This is a genomic window from Pseudomonas sp. efr-133-TYG-5 (genome assembly GCF_030209175.1).
In the GTDB taxonomy this organism is placed as follows: domain Bacteria; phylum Pseudomonadota; class Gammaproteobacteria; order Pseudomonadales; family Pseudomonadaceae; genus Aquipseudomonas.
Genome location: NZ_JARVSM010000006.1, coordinates 522,627 through 541,118, shown reverse-complemented (window position 1 = coordinate 541,118; position 18,492 = coordinate 522,627). Strand labels below are relative to the sequence as shown.

Genomic DNA, 18,492 nt, shown 5'->3' with positions numbered 1-18,492 from the left:
ACGATAATCACAACTCATGAACTCGACTGTCTCACCTGCCCTGTTTACCCCGAGCTGGCACGCCGAACTGGAATTGGCCTACGCGCGCCGCGGCGACTGCACGCGCCCGGTGCAGCGCCGGCATCTCGGCCCGCTGCGCGTGCAGAAGCATCTGTACGCCGAAGGTCCCGAGGTCTGCCAGCACATCATCGTCCATCCGCCCGGCGGCATTGCCGGCGGTGATCGGCTGGCCATCAGCGCCCGCGTCGAGGAGCACGCCTGGGCGCAGATCACCAGCCCCGGCGCGGCCAAGTGGTATCGCGCGGCGGGCCCCGCTTATCAGGCGCTGAACCTGCAGGTCGCCGCTGGCGCGACACTGGAATGGCTGCCTCAGGAAACCATCGTCTACAGCGCCGCCCAGGCCGAACTGACGACCTCGATTGATCTTGAAGGCGATGCGCGACTGTTCTACTGGGACGTGGTGGCCCTGGGTCGCCCGGCCAGCGGCGAGCGTTTCGACCGCGGGCATTTCCAGGCGCACCTGGATATTCGCCGTGATGGGCGGTTGCTCTGGCACGAACGCCAGCGCATTGTCGGCGCTGACGGTTTGCTGGATTCGCCGATTGGCCTGGATGGCCATCCGGTGTTCGCCACGCTGTTGGTCAGCGGTGAAATCGATGCCGAGTTGCTGGAGCGTTGTCGCTCGCTGGACCATGCAGTGCGCGGCGATCTGACCCAGTTGCCCGGCCTGCTGGTGGCGCGGTGTCTGGCGTCGGAAGCACTGCTCGCCCGTGCCTGGCTCATTGATCTATGGCGTTTGTTACGCCCGGCTCTGCTAGGCCGCGAAGCCCAGCCCCCGCGAATCTGGAACACCTGAAATGCAATCCACCTGTGGCAGCGGGCTCGCTCGCGAAAGCGCTGTGTCATTCACACAGAGGCTGGCTGACCTAGCGCTTTCGCAAGCAAGCCCGCTGCCACAGGAGATTTGTGCACATTGTTCAATCTGCCCTGATGGATACCCGCAATGGACCTGACCCCACGCGAAAAAGACAAGCTGCTGATCTTCACCGCCGGCCTCGTCGCCGAGCGCCGACTGGCCCGCGGTGTGAAGCTCAATTACCCGGAGGCGATGGCCTACATCTCGGCGGCGCTGCTCGAAGGCGCCCGTGACGGCCAGACCGTGGCCGAACTGATGCACTACGGCACCACCCTGCTCAGCCGCGAACAAGTGATGGAAGGCATCCCGGAAATGATCCCGGAGATCCAGGTCGAAGCGACGTTCCCCGACGGCACCAAACTGGTCACCGTCCACCAACCGATCGTCTGAGGCTGCACCATGACCTACTCCATTCGCGATGCCCTGCACGCCGATCTGCCGGCGATCCGCGACATCTACAACGACGCCGTGCTCAACACCACGGCGATCTGGAACGAAGCGGCCGTCGACCTCGGCAACCGCCAGGCCTGGTTCAGCGCGCGCCAGGCCCAGGGTTATCCGATCCTGGTGATCGTCGACGCCGACAACACCACCCTCGGCTACGCTTCGTTCGGTGACTGGCGGCCGTTCGACGGCTTCCGCCACACCGTCGAGCACTCGGTGTACGTGCGCAGCGATCAGCGTGGCAACGGCCTCGGCCCACAACTGATGAGCGCCCTGATCGAGCGGGCGCGTGCCTGCGACAAGCATGTGATGGTCGCCGCCATCGAGAGCGGCAACGCGGCGTCGATCCGCCTGCATGCACGCGCCGGTTTCATCACCACCGGGCAGATGCCGCAGGTGGGCACCAAGTTCGGCCGCTGGCTCGACCTGACCTTCATGCAACTGACCCTCAATCCTGGCGCGGAGCCGCCGCCCGCCAACAAGGAGTGACACCCGATGAACCCCGCACAGCTGCGCCGCGTCAACGTTGAAAGCTTTGCGCACTATCGTCAGGGCCTGATCGATCTGCTGCTCGACGCAGTGGGTTACGGCGCCAGTGTCGGCTTCATGGCCGACCTCGACGCCGCTCAGGCCCGTGCCTATTTCGATGAGGTTCAGGACAACCTGAACAAGGGCAGCGTGCTGTTGTGGGTGGTGGTCAAGGACGAACAGGTCCTGGCCAGCGTCCAGTTGAGCCTGTGCCAGAAGGCCAATGGCCTGAACCGCGCCGAGGTGCAGAAACTGCTGGTGCGCGAACACGCCCGGCGGCGCGGCCTCGGTCAGCAGTTGATGCAAGCGCTTGAGCTGGCAGCCCGCCAATACAAGCGCGGTCTGCTCTACCTCGACACGGAGGCGGGTTCGCCGGCCGAAGCATTCTATGAAGCCCTGGGCTTCATTCGCGTCGGGGAAATTCCCGACTACGCCTGCGATCCGAACGGCACTTATCGCCCGACGGCGCTCTACTACAAGATCCTGCAAGGAGCCCAGTCATGATTCCCGGCGAGTACCAGATCCAGCCCGGCGACATCGAACTCAACGTCGGCCGCCGCACCGTCAGCCTGAAGGTGGCGAACAGCGGCGACCGCCCGATCCAGGTCGGCTCGCACTACCACTTTTTCGAAACCAACGACGCCCTGACCTTCGACCGCGCCGCCAGTCGCGGCATGCGCCTGAACATTCCGGCCGGCACCGCCGTGCGCTTCGAACCGGGGCAGAGCCGGGAAGTCGAGCTTGTCGAACTGGCGGGGTTGCGTCGGGTTTTTGGGTTCGCGGGAAGAGTCATGGGCGACTTATAGGTCGACTTCAGCTGCAGGTTACAAGCTTCAAGCTGCAAGAAAGAGCCTCTTGCGGCGCCCCTATCTGCTTTTTCTTGAGGCTTGCAGCTTAAAGCCTCCAGCTCAATTACGAGGAACGAGTGATTGAAGATTTCCCGTCAAGCCTACGCCGACATGTTCGGCCCCACCGTCGGCGATAAGGTGCGCCTGGCCGACACCGAGCTGTGGATCGAAGTGGAAAAGGACTTCACCACCTACGGTGAGGAAGTCAAATTCGGTGGCGGCAAAGTCATCCGCGACGGCCAGGGCCAGAGCCAGCTGCTGGCTGCCGAAGTGGTCGACACGCTGATCACCAACGCGCTGATCATCGACCACTGGGGCATCGTCAAGGCCGACGTCGGCCTCAAGGACGGCCGCATTGCCGCCATCGGCAAGGCCGGCAACCCGGATGTGCAACCCAACGTCGACATCGCCATCGGCGCCAGCACCGAAGTGATCGCCGGCGAGGGCATGATCCTTACTGCCGGCGGCATCGACACGCATATCCACTTCATCTGCCCGCAGCAGATCGAAGAAGCGCTGATGAGCGGTGTCACCACCATGATCGGTGGCGGCACCGGCCCCGCCACCGGCACCAACGCCACCACCTGCACGTCCGGGCCGTGGCACCTGGCGCGCATGCTCCAGGCCGCCGATGCGTTCCCGATGAACATCGGCCTCACCGGCAAGGGCAACGCCAGCCTGCCGGAGCCGCTGATCGAACAGGTCAAGGCCGGTGCCATCGGCCTCAAGCTGCACGAAGACTGGGGCACCACTCCGGCGAGCATCGACAACTGCCTGAGCGTCGCCGACCAGTACGACGTGCAGGTGGCGATCCACACCGACACCCTCAACGAGTCCGGTTTCGTCGAAACCACCCTCGGCGCGTTCAAGGGCCGCACCATCCACACCTACCACACCGAAGGTGCCGGTGGCGGCCACGCGCCGGACATCATCAAGGCCTGCGGTTTCGCCAACGTGCTGCCGAGTTCGACCAACCCGACCCGGCCGTTCACCCGCAACACCATTGACGAACACCTCGACATGCTGATGGTCTGCCACCACCTCGACCCAAGCATTGCCGAGGACGTGGCATTCGCCGAGAGCCGTATCCGCCGCGAGACGATTGCCGCCGAGGACATCCTCCACGACCTCGGCGCGTTCTCGATGATCAGCTCCGACAGCCAGGCCATGGGCCGTGTCGGCGAAGTCATCACACGCACCTGGCAGACCGCCGACAAGATGAAAAAGCAGCGCGGCCCGCTGCCCCAGGATGGCGAAGGCAACGACAACTTCCGCGCCAAGCGCTACATCGCCAAGTACACCATCAACCCGGCGATCACCCACGGCATCAGCCATGAAGTCGGTTCGGTGGAAGTCGGCAAATGGGCTGACCTGGTGCTCTGGCGCCCGGCATTTTTCGGCGTGAAACCGACGCTGATCCTCAAGGGCGGCGCGATTGCCGCCAGCCTGATGGGCGACGCCAACGCCTCGATCCCGACGCCGCAACCGGTGCACTACCGGCCGATGTTCGCCAGCTACGGCGGCTCGTTGCACGCCACCAGCCTGACCTTCATCAGCCAGGCCGCACAGGAGGCCGGGCTGCCCGAGGCATTGGGCCTGAAGAAGAAAATCGGCGTGGTCAAAGGCTGCCGCGAGGTGCAGAAAACCGACCTGATCCACAACGACTACCTGCCGGACATCGACGTCGACCCGCAGACCTACCAGGTCAAGGCCGACGGCGTGCTGCTCTGGTGCGAGCCGGCGGACACCCTGCCGATGGCCCAGCGTTATTTCCTCTTCTGAAAAAACGCCCGCGGCGCGGACATGGAATTTCCTGTCCGCGCCGCGGGCGTGATTACGCGTTGCCTGCAGCCAAGGCGTTGGCTTGTACCTCCTGGCGGGACAGCTCGATCATGCGCAGATTCTTCGCGGTGGCATTTTCAATGCCGACCATGTTCAGGTCTTCGCTGTAGGCCGCGCTGTTGAGGTCGGCATGCCGCTCCTCGACAGCCGCCAGGTTGGCATCGGCGCGTTGCCGCAGTTCGGCAAACACCTGCGGATAGCGTTCCTCGAGGTACGCCACCCAGTAGTCGCGGCTGATCAGCACTTCATAGAAACGCTCGGAGTTTTCCGCGTCCAGCACCTGCTGGCGGGCCGTCGTCAACTCCTCGCCATCCAGCGGTCGGCGAAAGCTCATCGAACGCGGTTGTCCCGGCAGGGTCAGGCCATCCGGCCAGCCGCCCGTCAGGCCGATACGGTAGCGCAGGCGCACTTCCGCCACATCCGGATCCTGCCGTCCCGCCTCGCGCGCCAGGTTTTCGACGGTATCGAGACGGAACAGTCGCCGCGACAGGGTGAGCAAGGCCTGGCCTTTCTGCTCGAGGCCCGGCGCGACGTCGAGCAAGGCGTTGTACACGTAGACCCGAACCTCGAGTTCACTGAGTGCCAGCGTGCGGCCATCGATGCACGTGTCGTGGGTACGGGACTGCTCGAACAGATCCTGGCGCAAGTCGCCGTGCTGCTCCGCCGCCTCGAGGATGCCCCAGACCCGTCGGGTCAGATCGGCACGGTGCAGGCGGAACTCTTCGGTGATGCGCATCAGGTTCAATAGATGGAAGAAGTTGCCATTGCCCGGTTCCGCCGCCAGGTGCGCCCAGGTGGCGCGCCTGGCGGCGATCTCTTCGGCCGGCAGGTTCTCCAGCCACGGCCGCAGTTGCGCCAACAAGGCTTGCTGGGCCAGATCCGCAATGTCCTCCTCGACCTCGCTGGCCGTGTCACTGTCCGTGTCTTCGGCGTTGCCGGCCCCGTCTTCATTTTCGCTGTCGGTTTCACTGCTGGATTCGCCTTCGGAACCGCTGACATAGTCGTCCATCATGCGCACGATGTCGGCGAAAGGCATGCCCAGTACCAGGCCGTTTTCCTCCTCGCCGGTGTATTCGTACAGGCGTTGCAGACTCTCCAGCGACAGGCGGTTATCCGACAGGTCGGTGCCCTCGATCAATACCGGGTGCGAGCCATCCAGCGCGCCCTCGGGAATCGCCACAATGGCATTGCCACTGAGGTTCAACGACGTCAGCGAGGTGGCGTCGAGCACACCGTCCGGCCACGCGCGCAAGCGGTTGTTGCGCAGGTCCAGGCCGCGCAGCCGATCGAACAGCTCGACGCTGAAGGTCTCCAGCACGTTGTTGCTCAAGTCGAGCCATTGCAGGTTGTCCATGGTGGCCAGGGTGAAATACAGCGAGGACGGATCGACAAGGCCCACACCGGAAAGCTCCAGGCGCTCCAGCTGGCTCATTTGCGCGACGGCGCCGGGCAGCGCCTCCAACGCCTGGCCATTGAGGCGCAGGGTCGTCAGGTTGGGGAACGCCTCGAGGAAGTTGTTCGAGCCTTGGTCGGACAGGCGCACACCGGTCAGATCCAGCTCACCGACATGGCCGAACTCCAGCGGCAGCGCGGGCAAGTCGCCCAGTTGCAGGCCATCCAGGCTGAGTGCCGTGTCGGCCATCCCGCTCGGAGCGATCAACCCATCGAGCCAGCAGTCGATGATGCGTTGTGCGGCCAGCCGACGGGTATGCGAGGAGATCTGCCAGCCGTCGCCGCGGGTTTCGCGGATGTACAGCCAGTCGTTGAGGCGTCGGGTCAAGGCTTCATGGGTCGTGTACCAGCTGTCCAGGCGCCGGCCAATCTGTGCCTCGGTCATGCGCTCGTTGCGCAGGCGCTCGATGGCTTGCGTCGCCTGCTCCTCGGACAAGCGCGGATCAAGCGTTTGCAGGCGCTTGACCAGCGTCGGCTGGTCGGCCCCCTCTTCCAGCGCCGGCAGCAGCGGCAACAGTCGGCGCATGATCGAAGACCCGGTCTCGCGCGGCGGAAATTCACTCGGCATCACGTCCTGGGAAAACCGCCCCAGCGTGCCCGTCTGCAAGCCTCTGGCCTGCTCGATACGCAGCCGGGCGGCGGCCAGCTCGGCTTGCGCCGGCGCAGTCAGCGGGGCGCCGGTGAGATTGCTGTTGATCAGCAGTTCGTCGCGCGCGAGCACCGCCGCCGGGATCGTGCTGATCTGGCTGTTGCGCAGGTCCAGCAGGTTCAACTGCGTGAGGTTTTCCGTGCCACCGGGCCACTCGCGCAGCGCTGTCCGGCTGAGGTCGAGCGCCTTGAGCCCGGGCAACGCACTGACGTCGAGGGTGGTCAGCGGGTTGCCGTGCAGGTCGAGGTGCTCAAGCGCGGGCAGGTCGGCGCCGTGCAGCGGCAGCTCGCCGAGACCACAGTCCTTGAGCGACAGGGTCTTGACGTTGCTGAACGTGCGCAGGAACTCACGCAGCGCCGCGGCGGGCAGGCGAAAGCCCTTCAGGCGCAGCGTGGTGACATGGCTGAAGCCCTCGGCCGGTAGCGTCGGCAACGTATCGACCCCGACGCCGGCCAACTCCAGCACGGGCGCCTGGCCGGCAGCGAATATGTTCAAGCGGTGGCTGCCGGCCGTGTTGAAGCGTTGCAACACGCCGGCGCGCCAGTTGGACTTCAACGCCTGTGCCAGCGCCGAGCGCACATAGCCGCCATGGTGCAAATCGAACGGGTCGCCGACCCAGCTATCGAAGCGCTCCAGTGCTGCGTACTGATCGCCCAGGGCTTCGATGGCTTCGTAGCGCTGGGCCAGATCCGGCCAGCGTTCGACGAACGGCTCGGCCAGTTCCTCGTAAAAGCTCGGCAGCACCCCGCCGAAACGCTTGAACTGGCCACGACAGTATTGCTTGAGCATGCCGTCCAGATCACCGGCGCGCAGCGGCTGCTCGATCAAGTGCTGATACACCGGCCGGAAGGCGTCACGGGAGAATGCCGACCATTTCAGCGACAGGCCGCTCAGCAGCGTTTCGTGTCCCGTGTAAATCGGCGCCGGCAGCGAATCGACGCCGGTGCTGCGCAGGTCGAGGTGCTGCAGCTGCGGCAGATCGAGGACCCCGCCGGGCCATTCACGCATGTTTTCATTGCTCACGACCAGGCTTTGCAGATTGCGCAGTGCGCTGACATCGAGGACTTCGGCCGCCGCAGGTTGCCCACTCAAGGGCAGCACCAGCAGATCGAGTTTCTCCAGGCCAGGCACACGCGCCAGATTGGCTGACAGCCCCTCCATGGATGACAGGCCGATGTTCAGTTCCTTGAGTTTTTGCAACGGCGCCAATACGTCGAACAGGCTGCTGGCGTTGATTGCCGGCTCCGACAACACCAGTTTTTCCACATTGGCAAAACGCGCCAGCAGATTCGTCGCGCCGGGGGCCATCAGGGTCAATTCGCGGATGTGCGAGAAGTCGGCGGTCAACGCCGGCAACGCGTCTCCGGTGACGATGTCGAGCCGGCTGAATTGCGGGAATTGGTCGGCCACGGGCGCCATGCGCCAGCAGGTCCTGATGCGCATGGCGATGAATTCGCGGCCTCTGAGCGTGGCCGAAAGCCCTCGCGGCACGGCTTCACACCACTGCGTCAGCGCCGCGTCCAAGCTGTCCCACTCGCGCAGCTTGTTGTTGAGCAGGCTCATGATCTGCTGCTCGGTCTGGCCGGCACGCCATTGCTCAAGGACAAATGCCCTGGCCTGCTCGTCCGTCAACCCGGTATAGACGTCGCGCACCCGCGCCACCAGGGTCGGCGCCAGGCCCGGCCCCTCACCGCTGGCCGGGTAGCCAAGCTGGGTCGGCGCAATGCGCGACGGTGCCCTGGGCGTGCGCGCGCCCTCCAGCACCTGCAAGGACTCGCCGCGCTGGCCGGTGGCGTGATCGATGAGCGCCTGCTGCAACTCGGCACTGCGCCCCACCTCGGCGATGCCCAGGGCGGTGCGCGCTTCGTCCGGCAGGGCATGCATGATCGAGGCGTAGAAATTGTCGCCATAGGGCGGCAGCGAGTTCAGGCTTTCGCCGCGTTCGTTGAACGCCTGATAGGACGGGCCGCGCTTGACCAGATACTTGCGCAGCGCCGCGGAGGGGCTGCCGATGCCGTCGATCAGCGGTCCTTCGATGCCACTGCTGCGGATCTCCAGGCGCAGGTTGTCCGGCCAGCCGGGCAGCTTCGCCAGCGCATGCAGAGCCAGCCGCGCGCTGTCGGGCAATGCCATGTTTTCACTGTAGAGCCCGGCGAACGCCCGGGTCAGGCGCCCTTCGCGGGCGTAGAAGCGCGCCATTTCCTGCAGGTGCAACGGCACTTGCGCCGAGCTGTCCAGGCGCGTCAGTTCTTCGCCGCTGCTCTGCGCCAGCACGGCTTGCGCGGCAGGCTCGCTGAGCCCCGGGCAGACCCGTTGCAAGCGCTCGACACGGGCGTTCGTCGGCTCGCTGCGCTTATGCAGGATTTCAAACAGCGCCGGGCGCCGGGTACGCGCGTAATCCACCAGTTGCTTGCGCAATTCCTCCGGGCGCAGCTCGCGTACCCGCGCCGGCTCACCGCCCAGCAGGCGGAGGATCTCCGCCTCGTCGAGCGTCGCCAGCACCCGCGTCAGCAGTTCGCCGCTGCGCAGGTCGGCCCGGCTGATACGGATCGGCGCCTTTAGCGGCTCCTCCGGTACCAGGCGTTCGCCGCCGTACTTGACCGGGTCGCCCGTCAGGTCGGTGTTTTCGAACACCTCCAGCACCCGCCCCCGGGGCCAGCGCGGCATCTCCGTGAGCAACGGCAGGATGCACAGGTAGCGGCCGTCGGTGGCCTGCCCGCTGGCCACCTGTTCAATCACTTGCTCGACCCCCAGGTCGGCCTCGAACAGGCGCATGGCCTCGGTCAGTTGCGGTGGCGGCAGGGCATTGTCGACATGCATCTTGCGCAGCGCACTGTCGCTCAGGCCGCTGATTTCGCCGATCTTCAGCAATTGCTCGTCGGAATAGGCCGCGACACGGTGGCCCATGCGCCGCAGCAACTTGAGGCGGTCCCAGGTCAGCGGCCGCTCCTGGGTCAGGCGCCACGCGCCGGCGCGGTTATGCTCCAGCAGCGGCTGGTAGGCCTCGGCATCGGAAGGGTGGCGGATGCGCCACTTGGCCACCTGCGGGTCGTAGAACTGCTCGTAGTATTTGCCCTCGAGGCGCAGGTAATGCTTGCCGTTCAGCTCGTACTGGCCGCTGGCGTCGGGACTGACGTCGGCGGTGAAGCCGACGTCGGACTCGTAGCCCTGCAAGTCCGCCTTCCACAGGCGGGTCTTGCCGTTCGGCAGGGTCACCGGGTGCATGTCTTCGATCAGCGGCTCGGCCTTCACCGCCGTCAGCCTGGCCAGGCCCTTGCCGGCACCGACGGTGAGCGCCAGCACCAGCAGGTTTTCGGCAACGTCGAGCAGGTGCGTCTTGGCCGCCTTGCGATCCCCCCGGCTCCACTCGTCGATGCCGGTGAAGGCTTCCTTCAGCAGCGGCGCGAGCATCACCCCCATCATGATTTCGCCGAGTACCGGGACGAACATCGAAATTGCCGTCAGCACCAGCATGCCGATGTTGAGCAGCGAGGAGAACTTGCGCGAACGCACCCGGGCATCGACATCCGCCGTCGGCACGGCGTGGTGCCGGGCGTCATCGAGCAATTTGCTGCGGTACTGATCGAACAGGTAATTGAACGGATCGACGTTGTCGGCCCAGCGGCCAGCGCCTTTGCGCGCCATGCCCAGCGGCGCCAGATAGGGATCGTCGTTCGGCACCTGCGGCACGGCACGCGGTGGCGGCAACTCCTTGACCCCGATCCAGAAGGAGAACGGGTTGATGCCCTTGACCAGATCATTGAGCAGCGCCGCGAACGGCGCGAGCCGGTCACCGAAGCTCTGATCCGCGGTGTCGTCGGTGAACTGACTGAAATAGCGCGGAAGATCGCCATAGGCGACGAACTGGCTGAAAAAGCGCTGGTAGGCGGTCGGGCTCGGATCCCCCGCGCTCAGGCCGCCACGGGCGGTGAAGCGCTGCTTGAACGAGGCGCGCAGCGCTTTGCCCTGATAACGCTTGAGCGGCTGCTCGGGGTCGTTGGGGATGTACAGCAGGACGTCTTCGGTATTCGGGTTGTGGTGGAATTTGCGCCCGATGGAAAACCAGATGCAGCCGGTCATGCGCTGATCCATCAGGCCCAGGTCGCGGAACCAGATACGCTTGTCGCCCTGGCGCGGATCGAGCTGGCCGTCGATGATCTCCAGGATCGAGGTGTGATCCTTCGCCTCGATGTGCTTTTCCAGCACCGCCCGCTCGGCGGCCACCCGCAGGGCCGCCTTCTGCACGCCGGTGAAGGCCTCGCGCAGCGCGGTTTCGACGGCGCTGTCCTTGGGATGCAAGTGCTCCTCGAGGTAAGCCTGATATTGCTTGCCGACATCCAGCGTACGGCACAGCGTGGTGAACTGCTCGATGGTCAGCGCCAGGTCGAGCCCTTGCATCTCGCCGGAGCTGTCATGCGTTGCGCGGAATCCGGAAGACGCGTGGAACGCGCCCGGTTCGCACTCCGCGGCCTCGAAATTGTGCAGGGCCGCCTGCAACAGCGGCAGGTTGAGCACTTCGAAACTGTCGATATCGACGCCGAGAATGCCCACCTCCACGGGTTTGCGCAGCACCAGGAAAGTCTTGTCGAGGTCCGGTTCGATGTTGTGCTGCGCTTTCAGCGCCTGGCGCAGCAGCGGCGCGGCGAAGGTGTCGATGTCCTGCAGCCAGACCAGCGCCTGGTCGAGCTGATTCTGCGCACTGAAATGGGCGGTAAGGGCCGCGTCGAGGGCCTTGCGCTGCGCCGCCGAGGCTTGCCGATACCAGTCCGGCAACGGGCTGTCGGCGGCTTTCAGCGCCGCCCGCCGCTGCGGGCTGGCCTCGGTCAGCCAGTCCGGGATGGCTTGCTCGAGGATCCCGGCGTGAATGCTGCGGCTCGCCGGCGGCCTGGCAGGGCGGGTTTCGGTGGCGGTCGGCTGGCGCTCGGGCCGGCCGGAAACGGGGGTATCCGACATGGTGTCGCTCCTTTGAAGTGGAGCACCAGAACACCATTTCGCGGCCATTGGCCGGCGGTACATAGATATAGGCGAGCGGACATTTCACCGTGGCGAAACCCGCGCATCGACGGCCCTACTTTTCCGCTTCAAAGGGGCTACTATTCGACACGCCCAATGCGATTTTTTCAGGAATTCCGGTCATGCGTTTACCCGACTTCATCAGGCAACACGCGGATCACATTGTCGAAGAATGGGAACAGTTCGCTAAAACGATTACCCCGGCGGCGCAGACCATGGACCGCGCAGCGCTGCGCGATCATGCCCGGGCCATTCTGCTGGCCGCCGCGCGCGACATGAGCACCACGCAGACCACCAGCGAACAGATGGCCAAGGCGCGCGGCGAAGGCCCGGAGAAAACCCCGAGCCTCGACGAGGCCGGGGCCAGCCACGGCGAGTTGCGGCACAACGTCGGTTTCGACCTGGTGCAGATGACCTCGGAGTTCCGCCACTTGCGCGCCTGCGTGATCCGTCTGTGGGTCGACTCGCTGGAATCACCGGACCTCGCCTACTTCCAGGACATGATCCGTTTCAACGAAGCCATCGACGAGGCGCTCGCCGAATCGACGGCGGCCTACGCCGAGCAGGTCAATCGCTCGCGGGACATCTTCCTCGCCATCCTCGGCCACGACCTGCGCGCACCGTTGCAGGCAGTGACCATGTCGATCGATCTGCTGATGCGCAGGGCCACCCTGGCGGACGACGCTCTCAACTGCGCGCTGCATATCAAGCAGGGTTCACGGCACATGGCGGCCATGGTCAGCGATCTGCTCGAGCTGGTGCGCAGCCGTCTCGGCCGCAGCCTGCCGATCAGCCCGGCGCCGATGGACCTGGCCGACGCCGCCCGCGCCGCCATCGCCGAAGCCTGCGCCGGCAATCCGGGAAGCGACCCGACCCTGACCGTCAGCGGCGATACCCGTGGCCGCTGGGATGCCGGACGCCTCGACCAGCTGTTGCAGAACCTGATCGGCAACGCCTTGCAGCACGGCGCGGACCCGCGCGAGGTGACCCTCGACCTGCGCGGCGATGGCGATTCGGTGCAACTGGTGGTGCACAACGACGGCACGCCGATTCCAGAGGAAGCCATCGGCACGATCTTCGACCCGCTGGTGCGCAGCGCCGCCGAAGAACTCGGGCAGCCGTCGACCAGCCTCGGCCTGGGCCTGTTCATCGTCAAGGAAGTGGTCACCGCCCATGGCGGGACAATCGAGGTCAGCTCCAATGCTAACCAGGGCACGGTGTTCACCGTGATACTGCCGCGGACGGCGCAGCCGGCCTAGACGCCTGCACACAGGGGCCATGCAAGCCGGGGCAGGAACGAGAGCAACGAGGCTGCGGTCCTTCCAGCCACCAACCGATGCGAACAGCTCCCGCCGCGTCTGGCCCTAGACGAATGCAGGAAGGCGAGCCGCCTCAATCAACCACAAGACGCCCCAGCCGCTGCCTGAGCATGCGGTTTTCGGCCCGCAGTTCATGCACTTCTTCAAGCAGGTCGAGCGCCAGGGCGACGCCTTCCCATTCCAGCTCCAGGTCGCGCCGCAGCTTGGCGGCGCGCTTGGCCAGGGTCAGTTCGTAATCGGTGAACCGCCATTCCCGGGGCTGCGCGCCCTGAGGTTCGAGGATGCCGTGTTCGACGATTTCGATCACGTAGACGTCCGACAGGTCGGCCGCCTCACAGAATTCTGCCATGTCCAGTTGAACGATCAGGGGGCTGCTCATGATGGGCTACTCCGTCGCTGGGTTCAGAAGTTCTCTCGCGGATTGAAGGCGGCTTTCTTCGCCAGTTCCTGCCACAGCGCCTTGACCTCGTCGTCCGCCGCCTTCGGCATCACGGCCTTGAGCTGGACGAACAGATAGCCGCGCTCGCCGGCCTTGTTTTTCAGGCCATGGCCCTTGGCGCGCATGCGCTGGCCGTTCTGGCTGCCGGCCGGAACCTTGAGGTTGATCTTGCCGGTCAGGGTCGGCACAGCCACCTCGGTGCCCAGCGCCAGCTCCCACGGGGCCAGCGGCAGGGTGATGATCAGGTTCTCGCCTTCGACATCGAATTTCGGGTGCGGGGCGAAACGGATCGTCAGGTACAGGTCGCCATTGGCACCGCCACCGACGCCCGGCGCGCCCTGGCCCTTGAGGCGGATGCGCTCGCCATCGGTGACGCCGGCCGGAATCTTCACGTTCAGGCTTTTGCTGGTGTTGCTGACGTGCTGGCCGTTGGCGTTGTACTGCGGCACCTGGAAGGTGACTTTCTTCGATTCGTTGGCCAGGGTTTCTTCGAGGAAGATCGGCAATTCCATTTCCACGTCCTGCCCTCGGCGCCCTGTACTGCGTGATTGCCGGCCCTCACCGCCACCGAAACCGGGGCCGCGATTGCCAAAGATCGAACTGAAGAAGTCCGAGAAGTCGCCGGTGTCGCCACCGCCGCCGCCAAAACCGCCACGGCTCTGCCAGCCCGGCGGGCCCTGGAACGGCTGACCGTGCTGACCGTAACGGCGCAGGTCGTCGTATTCGGCGCGCTTGTCGGCGCTTTTCAGCGCTTCATAGGCTTCCGAGGCGTCCTTGAACTTGGCCTCGGCGTCCTTTTCCTTGCTGACATCGGGGTGGTATTTGCGCGCCAGCTTGCGATAGGCCGCCTTGATCGCCTTGTCGTCAGCCGTCGGCTCCACGCCGAGTATCTTGTAATAGTCTTTGAAGTCCATCGAAGGAGTCACCATCCGTTATCGATTTCGCGCCGTCTCAGCATGCGCCTGTTTGCGCGTGCCGGGTTGACCGATCTCAAGTGTGTGACCGGGTGGCGCAGCAGAAAGTTTATCGGCAGTGGTCAGCGGTTCTTGCGACCGCCGGTATGTCTGCCGGCCCATGCCAGCAAGTTTGGGGCAAAGCGGCGACTTTCAAGAAGCTTAGTCGCGAAATAGCGGATGACCGGCCTTCGAATCTGTCGCGCACTGACATACACTGCGCGGCCGTTTTTTTGACCGGAACCGAAAGACATGAAAGACGCCTCTCCAGCCCGTGCCTGCGGCATCGACTTCGGCACGTCCAACTCCACCGTCGGCTGGCTGCGCCCCGGCATGGAAACGATGATCGCGCTGGAAGACGACAAGATCACCCTGCCGTCGGTGGTCTTCTTCAATATCGAGGAGCGCCGCCCGGTCTACGGTCGCCTGGCGCTGCACGAATACCTGGAAGGCTACGAAGGCCGGCTGATGCGCTCGCTCAAGAGCCTGCTCGGTTCCAAGCTGATCAAGCACGACACCAGCGTGCTCGGCACCGCGATGCCGTTCAAGGATCTGCTCGGCCTGTTCATCGGCCAGCTCAAGAGCCGCGCCGAAGCAGCCGCCGGTCGGGAATTCGAGCAAGTGGTTCTGGGCCGTCCGGTGTTTTTCGTCGACGACGACCCGCTGGCCGACCAGGAAGCCGAAGACACCTTGGTGGAAGTGGCGCGCAAGCTCGGTTTCAAGGACGTGTCGTTCCAGTACGAACCGATCGCCGCCGCATTCGACTACGAGTCGACCATCGAGAAAGAGGAACTGGTGCTGATCGTCGACATCGGCGGTGGTACCTCGGACTTCTCCCTGGTGCGCCTGTCGCCCGAGCGGCGCGGCATGGACAACCGCCACGACGACATCCTCGCCACCGGCGGCGTGCACATCGGCGGTACCGACTTCGACAAGCAACTGAGCCTGCAAGGCCTGATGCCACTGTTCGGTTATGGCAGCCGGATGAAAAGCGGCGCCTACATGCCGACCAGCCACCACATGAACCTGGCGACCTGGCACACCATCAACTCGGTGTATTCGCAGAAGTCGACCCTGGCCCTGGGCAGCATGCGCTACGACATCGAGGACACCGGTGGCATCGATCGCCTGTTCAAGCTGATCGAACAGCGCGCCGGGCACTGGCTGGCGATGGAAGTCGAAGAAACCAAGATCCAGCTGACCCACGCCGACAGCCGCCACGTGCCGCTGGATCGCATCGAACCGGGCCTGAGCGTGGAGCTGAGCCGCGCCCTGTTCGAGTCGTCGATCGACGCCTTGCTCGAGCGCGTACGCGGCAGCGTCACGCAACTGTTGAACGATGCCAACGTGTCGGTGGGTCAGGTCGATACGGTGTTCTTCACCGGCGGTTCGAGCGGCATCCCGGCGCTGCGCAACAGCGTCTCGGCGATGCTGCCGAACGCGCGACATGTCGAAGGCAACATCTTCGGCAGCATTGGCAGCGGCCTGGCGATTGAAGCCATGAAACGTTACGGCGTTTAACGCCAGCTACAAACTACGAGCTGCAAGCTGCAAGCTGCAAGCTGCAAGCTGCAAGCTGCAAGCTACGAGCTACGAGCTACGAGCTGCAAGCAGGATCAGCAGCGGTTCCGCCTTTGCCCTTGACTTGTAGCTTGCAGCTTGCAACTCGAAGCTGTCGCTTAAACCATCCCGCCCAGCTTCAACTCGCTCTTCAGGTACGCGTAATAAATCGGCCCTGCCACCACCCCGGGCAGGCCGAACGCGGCTTCGAACACCAGCATCGCCAACAGCAGCTCCCACGACTTGGCACTGATCTGCCCGCCGACGATGCGCGCGTTGAGGAAGTATTCCAGCTTGTGGATAAAGATCAGGTAACCGAGCGCGGCCACCGCCACCCAGATCGACAGCGACAGGCCGACGATGGTGATCAGTGTGTTCGACATCAGATTGCCGATCACCGGCAGCAGGCCGAGCAGGAACGTCAGGACGATCAGGGTCTTGGTCAGCGGCAGCTTGATGCCGAACAGCGGCAGGACCACCACAAGGAAAATGGCGGTGAAGAACGTGTTCAGCAGGGAAATCTTGATCTGCGCGAAGACGATGTTGCGAAAGGCTTGAACCACCAGGTGCAGACGGTCGAACAGCGCGGCGGCCAGCGGTTTGCGCTTGGTCAGGTCCGGCACTCGCTGCAGGGCAATGATCGCGCCGAGGACCATGCCGATCAGCAGGGTGACGAACATGTGCGCCGCATCCTTGCCCACCAGTTGCAGCTCGGACAGATGCTTGCTCGCCCATTCGCCGATGGCCACGCGAAATTCCGCAGCACTGGCCGGCAGGTAGGCATCGAGAAACGGCGGCAGTTGCCCGCGCGCGCGGTCGACCACACCCATGAATTTGTCGAGCGAGGCGCCCGGATTTTCCGCTTCGTGCAGCAGGAAACTGATGGCCCCGGCAAAGATCAGCGCCAGCACACTGACCACCAGGGTACCCAGCAGCGCCACCGCCAGCCAGCGCGCCCGCCGACCTTCGATCAAGCGTTGCAGTTGCGGGGTGAGCATGTTGACCAGCTCGAACACCAGCAACCCGGCGAGCAGACTCGGCAACAAGCGCAGCGGCAATGCCAGCAGCAGGCCGCCAAAAATGATGATGCAACTGACCCAGAACACAACATGACGCTCAGAAAACGTTGGCATACAGCCTCAAAACGAACGGCGAACAAGGATGGGCAGTCTGCCAGCGATCCGAGGGGAGCACTAGGGATATGCAGGGGCGCAGAGTGTCGTCGCGCTCAATGGCGCCTTCGCGAGCAGGCTCGCTGCCACAAGGGGTGCGCATTTCAATGGGGGAGCGGACCTGCTCGCGAAGAGGCCGGCCCGTTCACCGCAAATCCTTGCTGATTACTTTTTCTTCAGGCAATCACTCATGAAGGTCTTGCGCGCATCGCCGGTCAGCGCTTTGGTTTTCGCCTCGGCGTTGCAGGTTTTCATTTTTTCCTGCTGCGGGGTCAGGGCCTTGGCATCGTTGGCCGCCGGTGCAGCCTTGAGGCAGGTGCTCATGAACGCTTTGCGCTCGTCGCCCTTGAGGCTCTTGGCCGTGGCGTCGGCGTTGCACGTGGTCATCTTGTTCTGTTGCGCCGTGGCGGCGAAACCCTGGGAGCACAGCAGCAGACCGATCATCAGCAAAGGCACACGCAACATCTTCATGGAGTTTTCTCCTTGTCGCCGCATCGATGGATGCGGCCTCTCCGGCAGTGTAGTCAAAGCTTGTTACACCTTCCTGCCTTCCTGGTGACTGCGCCGGTACTGCTCCGGCGTGCATCCGGCCTGCCGGGCGAACATGGCGATGAACGCCGAACCACTGCTGTAACCCAGATCGAAAGCAATCTCCTGCACGCTGCGCGCACTTTCCAGCGCCTCGATCGCCGCCAGGTAGCGCAGGCGCTGGCGCCACTCGCCGAAACTCATGCCCAGCTCGCGGACGAACTGCCGCGCCAGGGTGCGCTCGCTGACATGCACCTGCGCCGCCCAGTGCGCCAACGGCTGGTTGTTGCCGGGATCGTGCTGCAAGGTCTCGAGGATCGCCAGCAAGCCAGGGCTGCTGGCGTACGGCAGGTAGCACTCGTGCACGGGCGCCTGCTGCAACTGGTCGACCAGCACCTGGGCCAGGCGCTGGTCGGCGTCGAGCGCGGGGATCTTCACGTCGCGGGCGGCGAAGTCCTTGAGAATCGCCTTGAGGATGTCACTGATGGCCAGTGTGCAGGCCTGCGCCGGCAGTTCGGCGCAGACCGGTGGCGCCAGGCATACGGCCCGGTAGTTGACCGGTTGATGGCTGTAGAAACTGTGCTCGACCTGCGGCGGCACCCACACCGCGTATTGCGGCGGCGACATGAAACGGCTACCGCCGACGTCCATGTGCAACACGCCGTGGGCGGCGTATTCCAGGGTGCCCCACGGGTGGCGGTGCGGTGCGGCGTACTCATGGGTCGCGAAGTCGGCGTAGCGGAAATACACCGCCGAGGGCAGTTCGCTGAAATCCAGCAGGTCGATGTGTTTGCTGTTCATGCTGTCCGGAATCAGGGGCAGGTTGTCT

14 protein-coding genes are annotated in these 18,492 nt (G+C 64.5%); 8 read left to right on the top strand and 6 right to left on the bottom strand.

The window, feature by feature from the left end; all coding sequences use genetic code 11:
- Window positions 1-16: 16 nt before the first annotated feature.
- The 6 genes from QRN70_RS21385 to ureC all read left to right on the top strand — a co-directional run bounded on the left by QRN70_RS21385 (window position 17) and on the right by ureC (window position 4,518).
- Window positions 17-856: an urease accessory protein UreD gene (locus tag QRN70_RS21385; RefSeq protein WP_285419880.1), complete on the top strand. Its 840-nt coding sequence runs from the start codon at window positions 17-19 to the stop codon at window positions 854-856.
- A gap of 147 nt (window positions 857-1,003) precedes the next feature.
- The gene (gene ureA / locus QRN70_RS21380; RefSeq protein ID WP_003221215.1) at window positions 1,004-1,306 is read left to right on the top strand and encodes an urease subunit gamma; all 303 of its coding nucleotides are present in this window, start codon (window positions 1,004-1,006) and stop codon (window positions 1,304-1,306) included.
- A gap of 9 nt (window positions 1,307-1,315) precedes the next feature.
- On the top strand, window positions 1,316-1,849 hold the full coding sequence (locus QRN70_RS21375) for a GNAT family N-acetyltransferase (RefSeq protein ID WP_285419879.1): 534 nt from the start codon (window positions 1,316-1,318) through the stop codon (window positions 1,847-1,849).
- 6 nt (window positions 1,850-1,855) lie between these two features.
- A complete protein-coding gene (locus tag QRN70_RS21370; protein ID WP_285419878.1) occupies window positions 1,856-2,392 on the top strand; it encodes a GNAT family N-acetyltransferase in 537 nt (178 codons plus the stop codon).
- Window positions 2,389-2,694 (top strand): urease subunit beta, encoded by a 306-nt coding sequence (locus tag QRN70_RS21365; RefSeq protein WP_285419877.1) that lies wholly within the window; start codon window positions 2,389-2,391, stop codon window positions 2,692-2,694. Before QRN70_RS21370 ends, QRN70_RS21365 begins: the two co-directional genes overlap by 4 nt.
- Window positions 2,695-2,817: 123 nt before the next feature.
- Window positions 2,818-4,518 carry an urease subunit alpha gene (gene ureC / locus QRN70_RS21360; protein ID WP_285419876.1) on the top strand — a complete coding sequence of 567 codons (1,701 nt, stop codon included), beginning with the start codon at window positions 2,818-2,820 and terminating at the stop codon, window positions 4,516-4,518.
- A 52-nt stretch (window positions 4,519-4,570) separates the two neighbouring features.
- Here the strand turns inward: ureC and QRN70_RS21355 are convergent, their stop codons facing one another.
- Entirely contained in the window at window positions 4,571-11,632 is a 7,062-nt protein-coding gene (locus QRN70_RS21355; protein ID WP_285419875.1) for an NEL-type E3 ubiquitin ligase domain-containing protein, read from the bottom strand.
- Between the two features lie 182 nt (window positions 11,633-11,814).
- Here QRN70_RS21355 and QRN70_RS21350 point away from each other — a divergent pair, with 182 nt between their 5' ends.
- On the top strand, window positions 11,815-12,951 hold the full coding sequence (locus QRN70_RS21350) for a sensor histidine kinase (RefSeq protein ID WP_285419874.1): 1,137 nt from the start codon (window positions 11,815-11,817) through the stop codon (window positions 12,949-12,951).
- A gap of 133 nt (window positions 12,952-13,084) precedes the next feature.
- Here the strand turns inward: QRN70_RS21350 and QRN70_RS21345 are convergent, their stop codons facing one another.
- Together QRN70_RS21345 and QRN70_RS21340 are read right to left on the bottom strand one after the other, a co-directional pair.
- Window positions 13,085-13,390, bottom strand: coding sequence for a chaperone modulator CbpM (locus QRN70_RS21345; RefSeq protein ID WP_285419873.1), 306 nt, complete (start codon window positions 13,388-13,390; stop codon window positions 13,085-13,087).
- Between the two features lie 23 nt (window positions 13,391-13,413).
- On the bottom strand, window positions 13,414-14,364 hold the full coding sequence (locus QRN70_RS21340) for a DnaJ C-terminal domain-containing protein (protein WP_285419872.1): 951 nt from the start codon (window positions 14,362-14,364) through the stop codon (window positions 13,414-13,416).
- Window positions 14,365-14,655: 291 nt separating this feature from the next.
- Between QRN70_RS21340 and QRN70_RS21335 the strand changes: the two genes are divergently transcribed.
- The gene (locus QRN70_RS21335) at window positions 14,656-15,924 is read left to right on the top strand and encodes an Hsp70 family protein (protein ID WP_285419871.1); all 1,269 of its coding nucleotides are present in this window, start codon (window positions 14,656-14,658) and stop codon (window positions 15,922-15,924) included.
- A gap of 158 nt (window positions 15,925-16,082) precedes the next feature.
- Here QRN70_RS21335 and QRN70_RS21330 read toward each other — a convergent pair whose 3' ends face one another.
- The 3 genes from QRN70_RS21330 to QRN70_RS21320 all read right to left on the bottom strand — a co-directional run bounded on the left by QRN70_RS21330 (window position 16,083) and on the right by QRN70_RS21320 (window position 18,464).
- Window positions 16,083-17,096: an AI-2E family transporter gene (locus tag QRN70_RS21330; RefSeq protein ID WP_041065570.1), complete on the bottom strand. Its 1,014-nt coding sequence runs from the start codon at window positions 17,094-17,096 to the stop codon at window positions 16,083-16,085.
- Between the two features lie 204 nt (window positions 17,097-17,300).
- On the bottom strand, window positions 17,301-17,606 hold the full coding sequence (locus QRN70_RS21325) for a PsiF family protein (protein WP_285419870.1): 306 nt from the start codon (window positions 17,604-17,606) through the stop codon (window positions 17,301-17,303).
- A 63-nt stretch (window positions 17,607-17,669) separates the two neighbouring features.
- Window positions 17,670-18,464, bottom strand: a complete 795-nt coding sequence (locus tag QRN70_RS21320) for an AraC family transcriptional regulator (protein WP_285419869.1) — start codon at window positions 18,462-18,464, stop codon at window positions 17,670-17,672.
- Window positions 18,465-18,492: the final 28 nt, after the last annotated feature.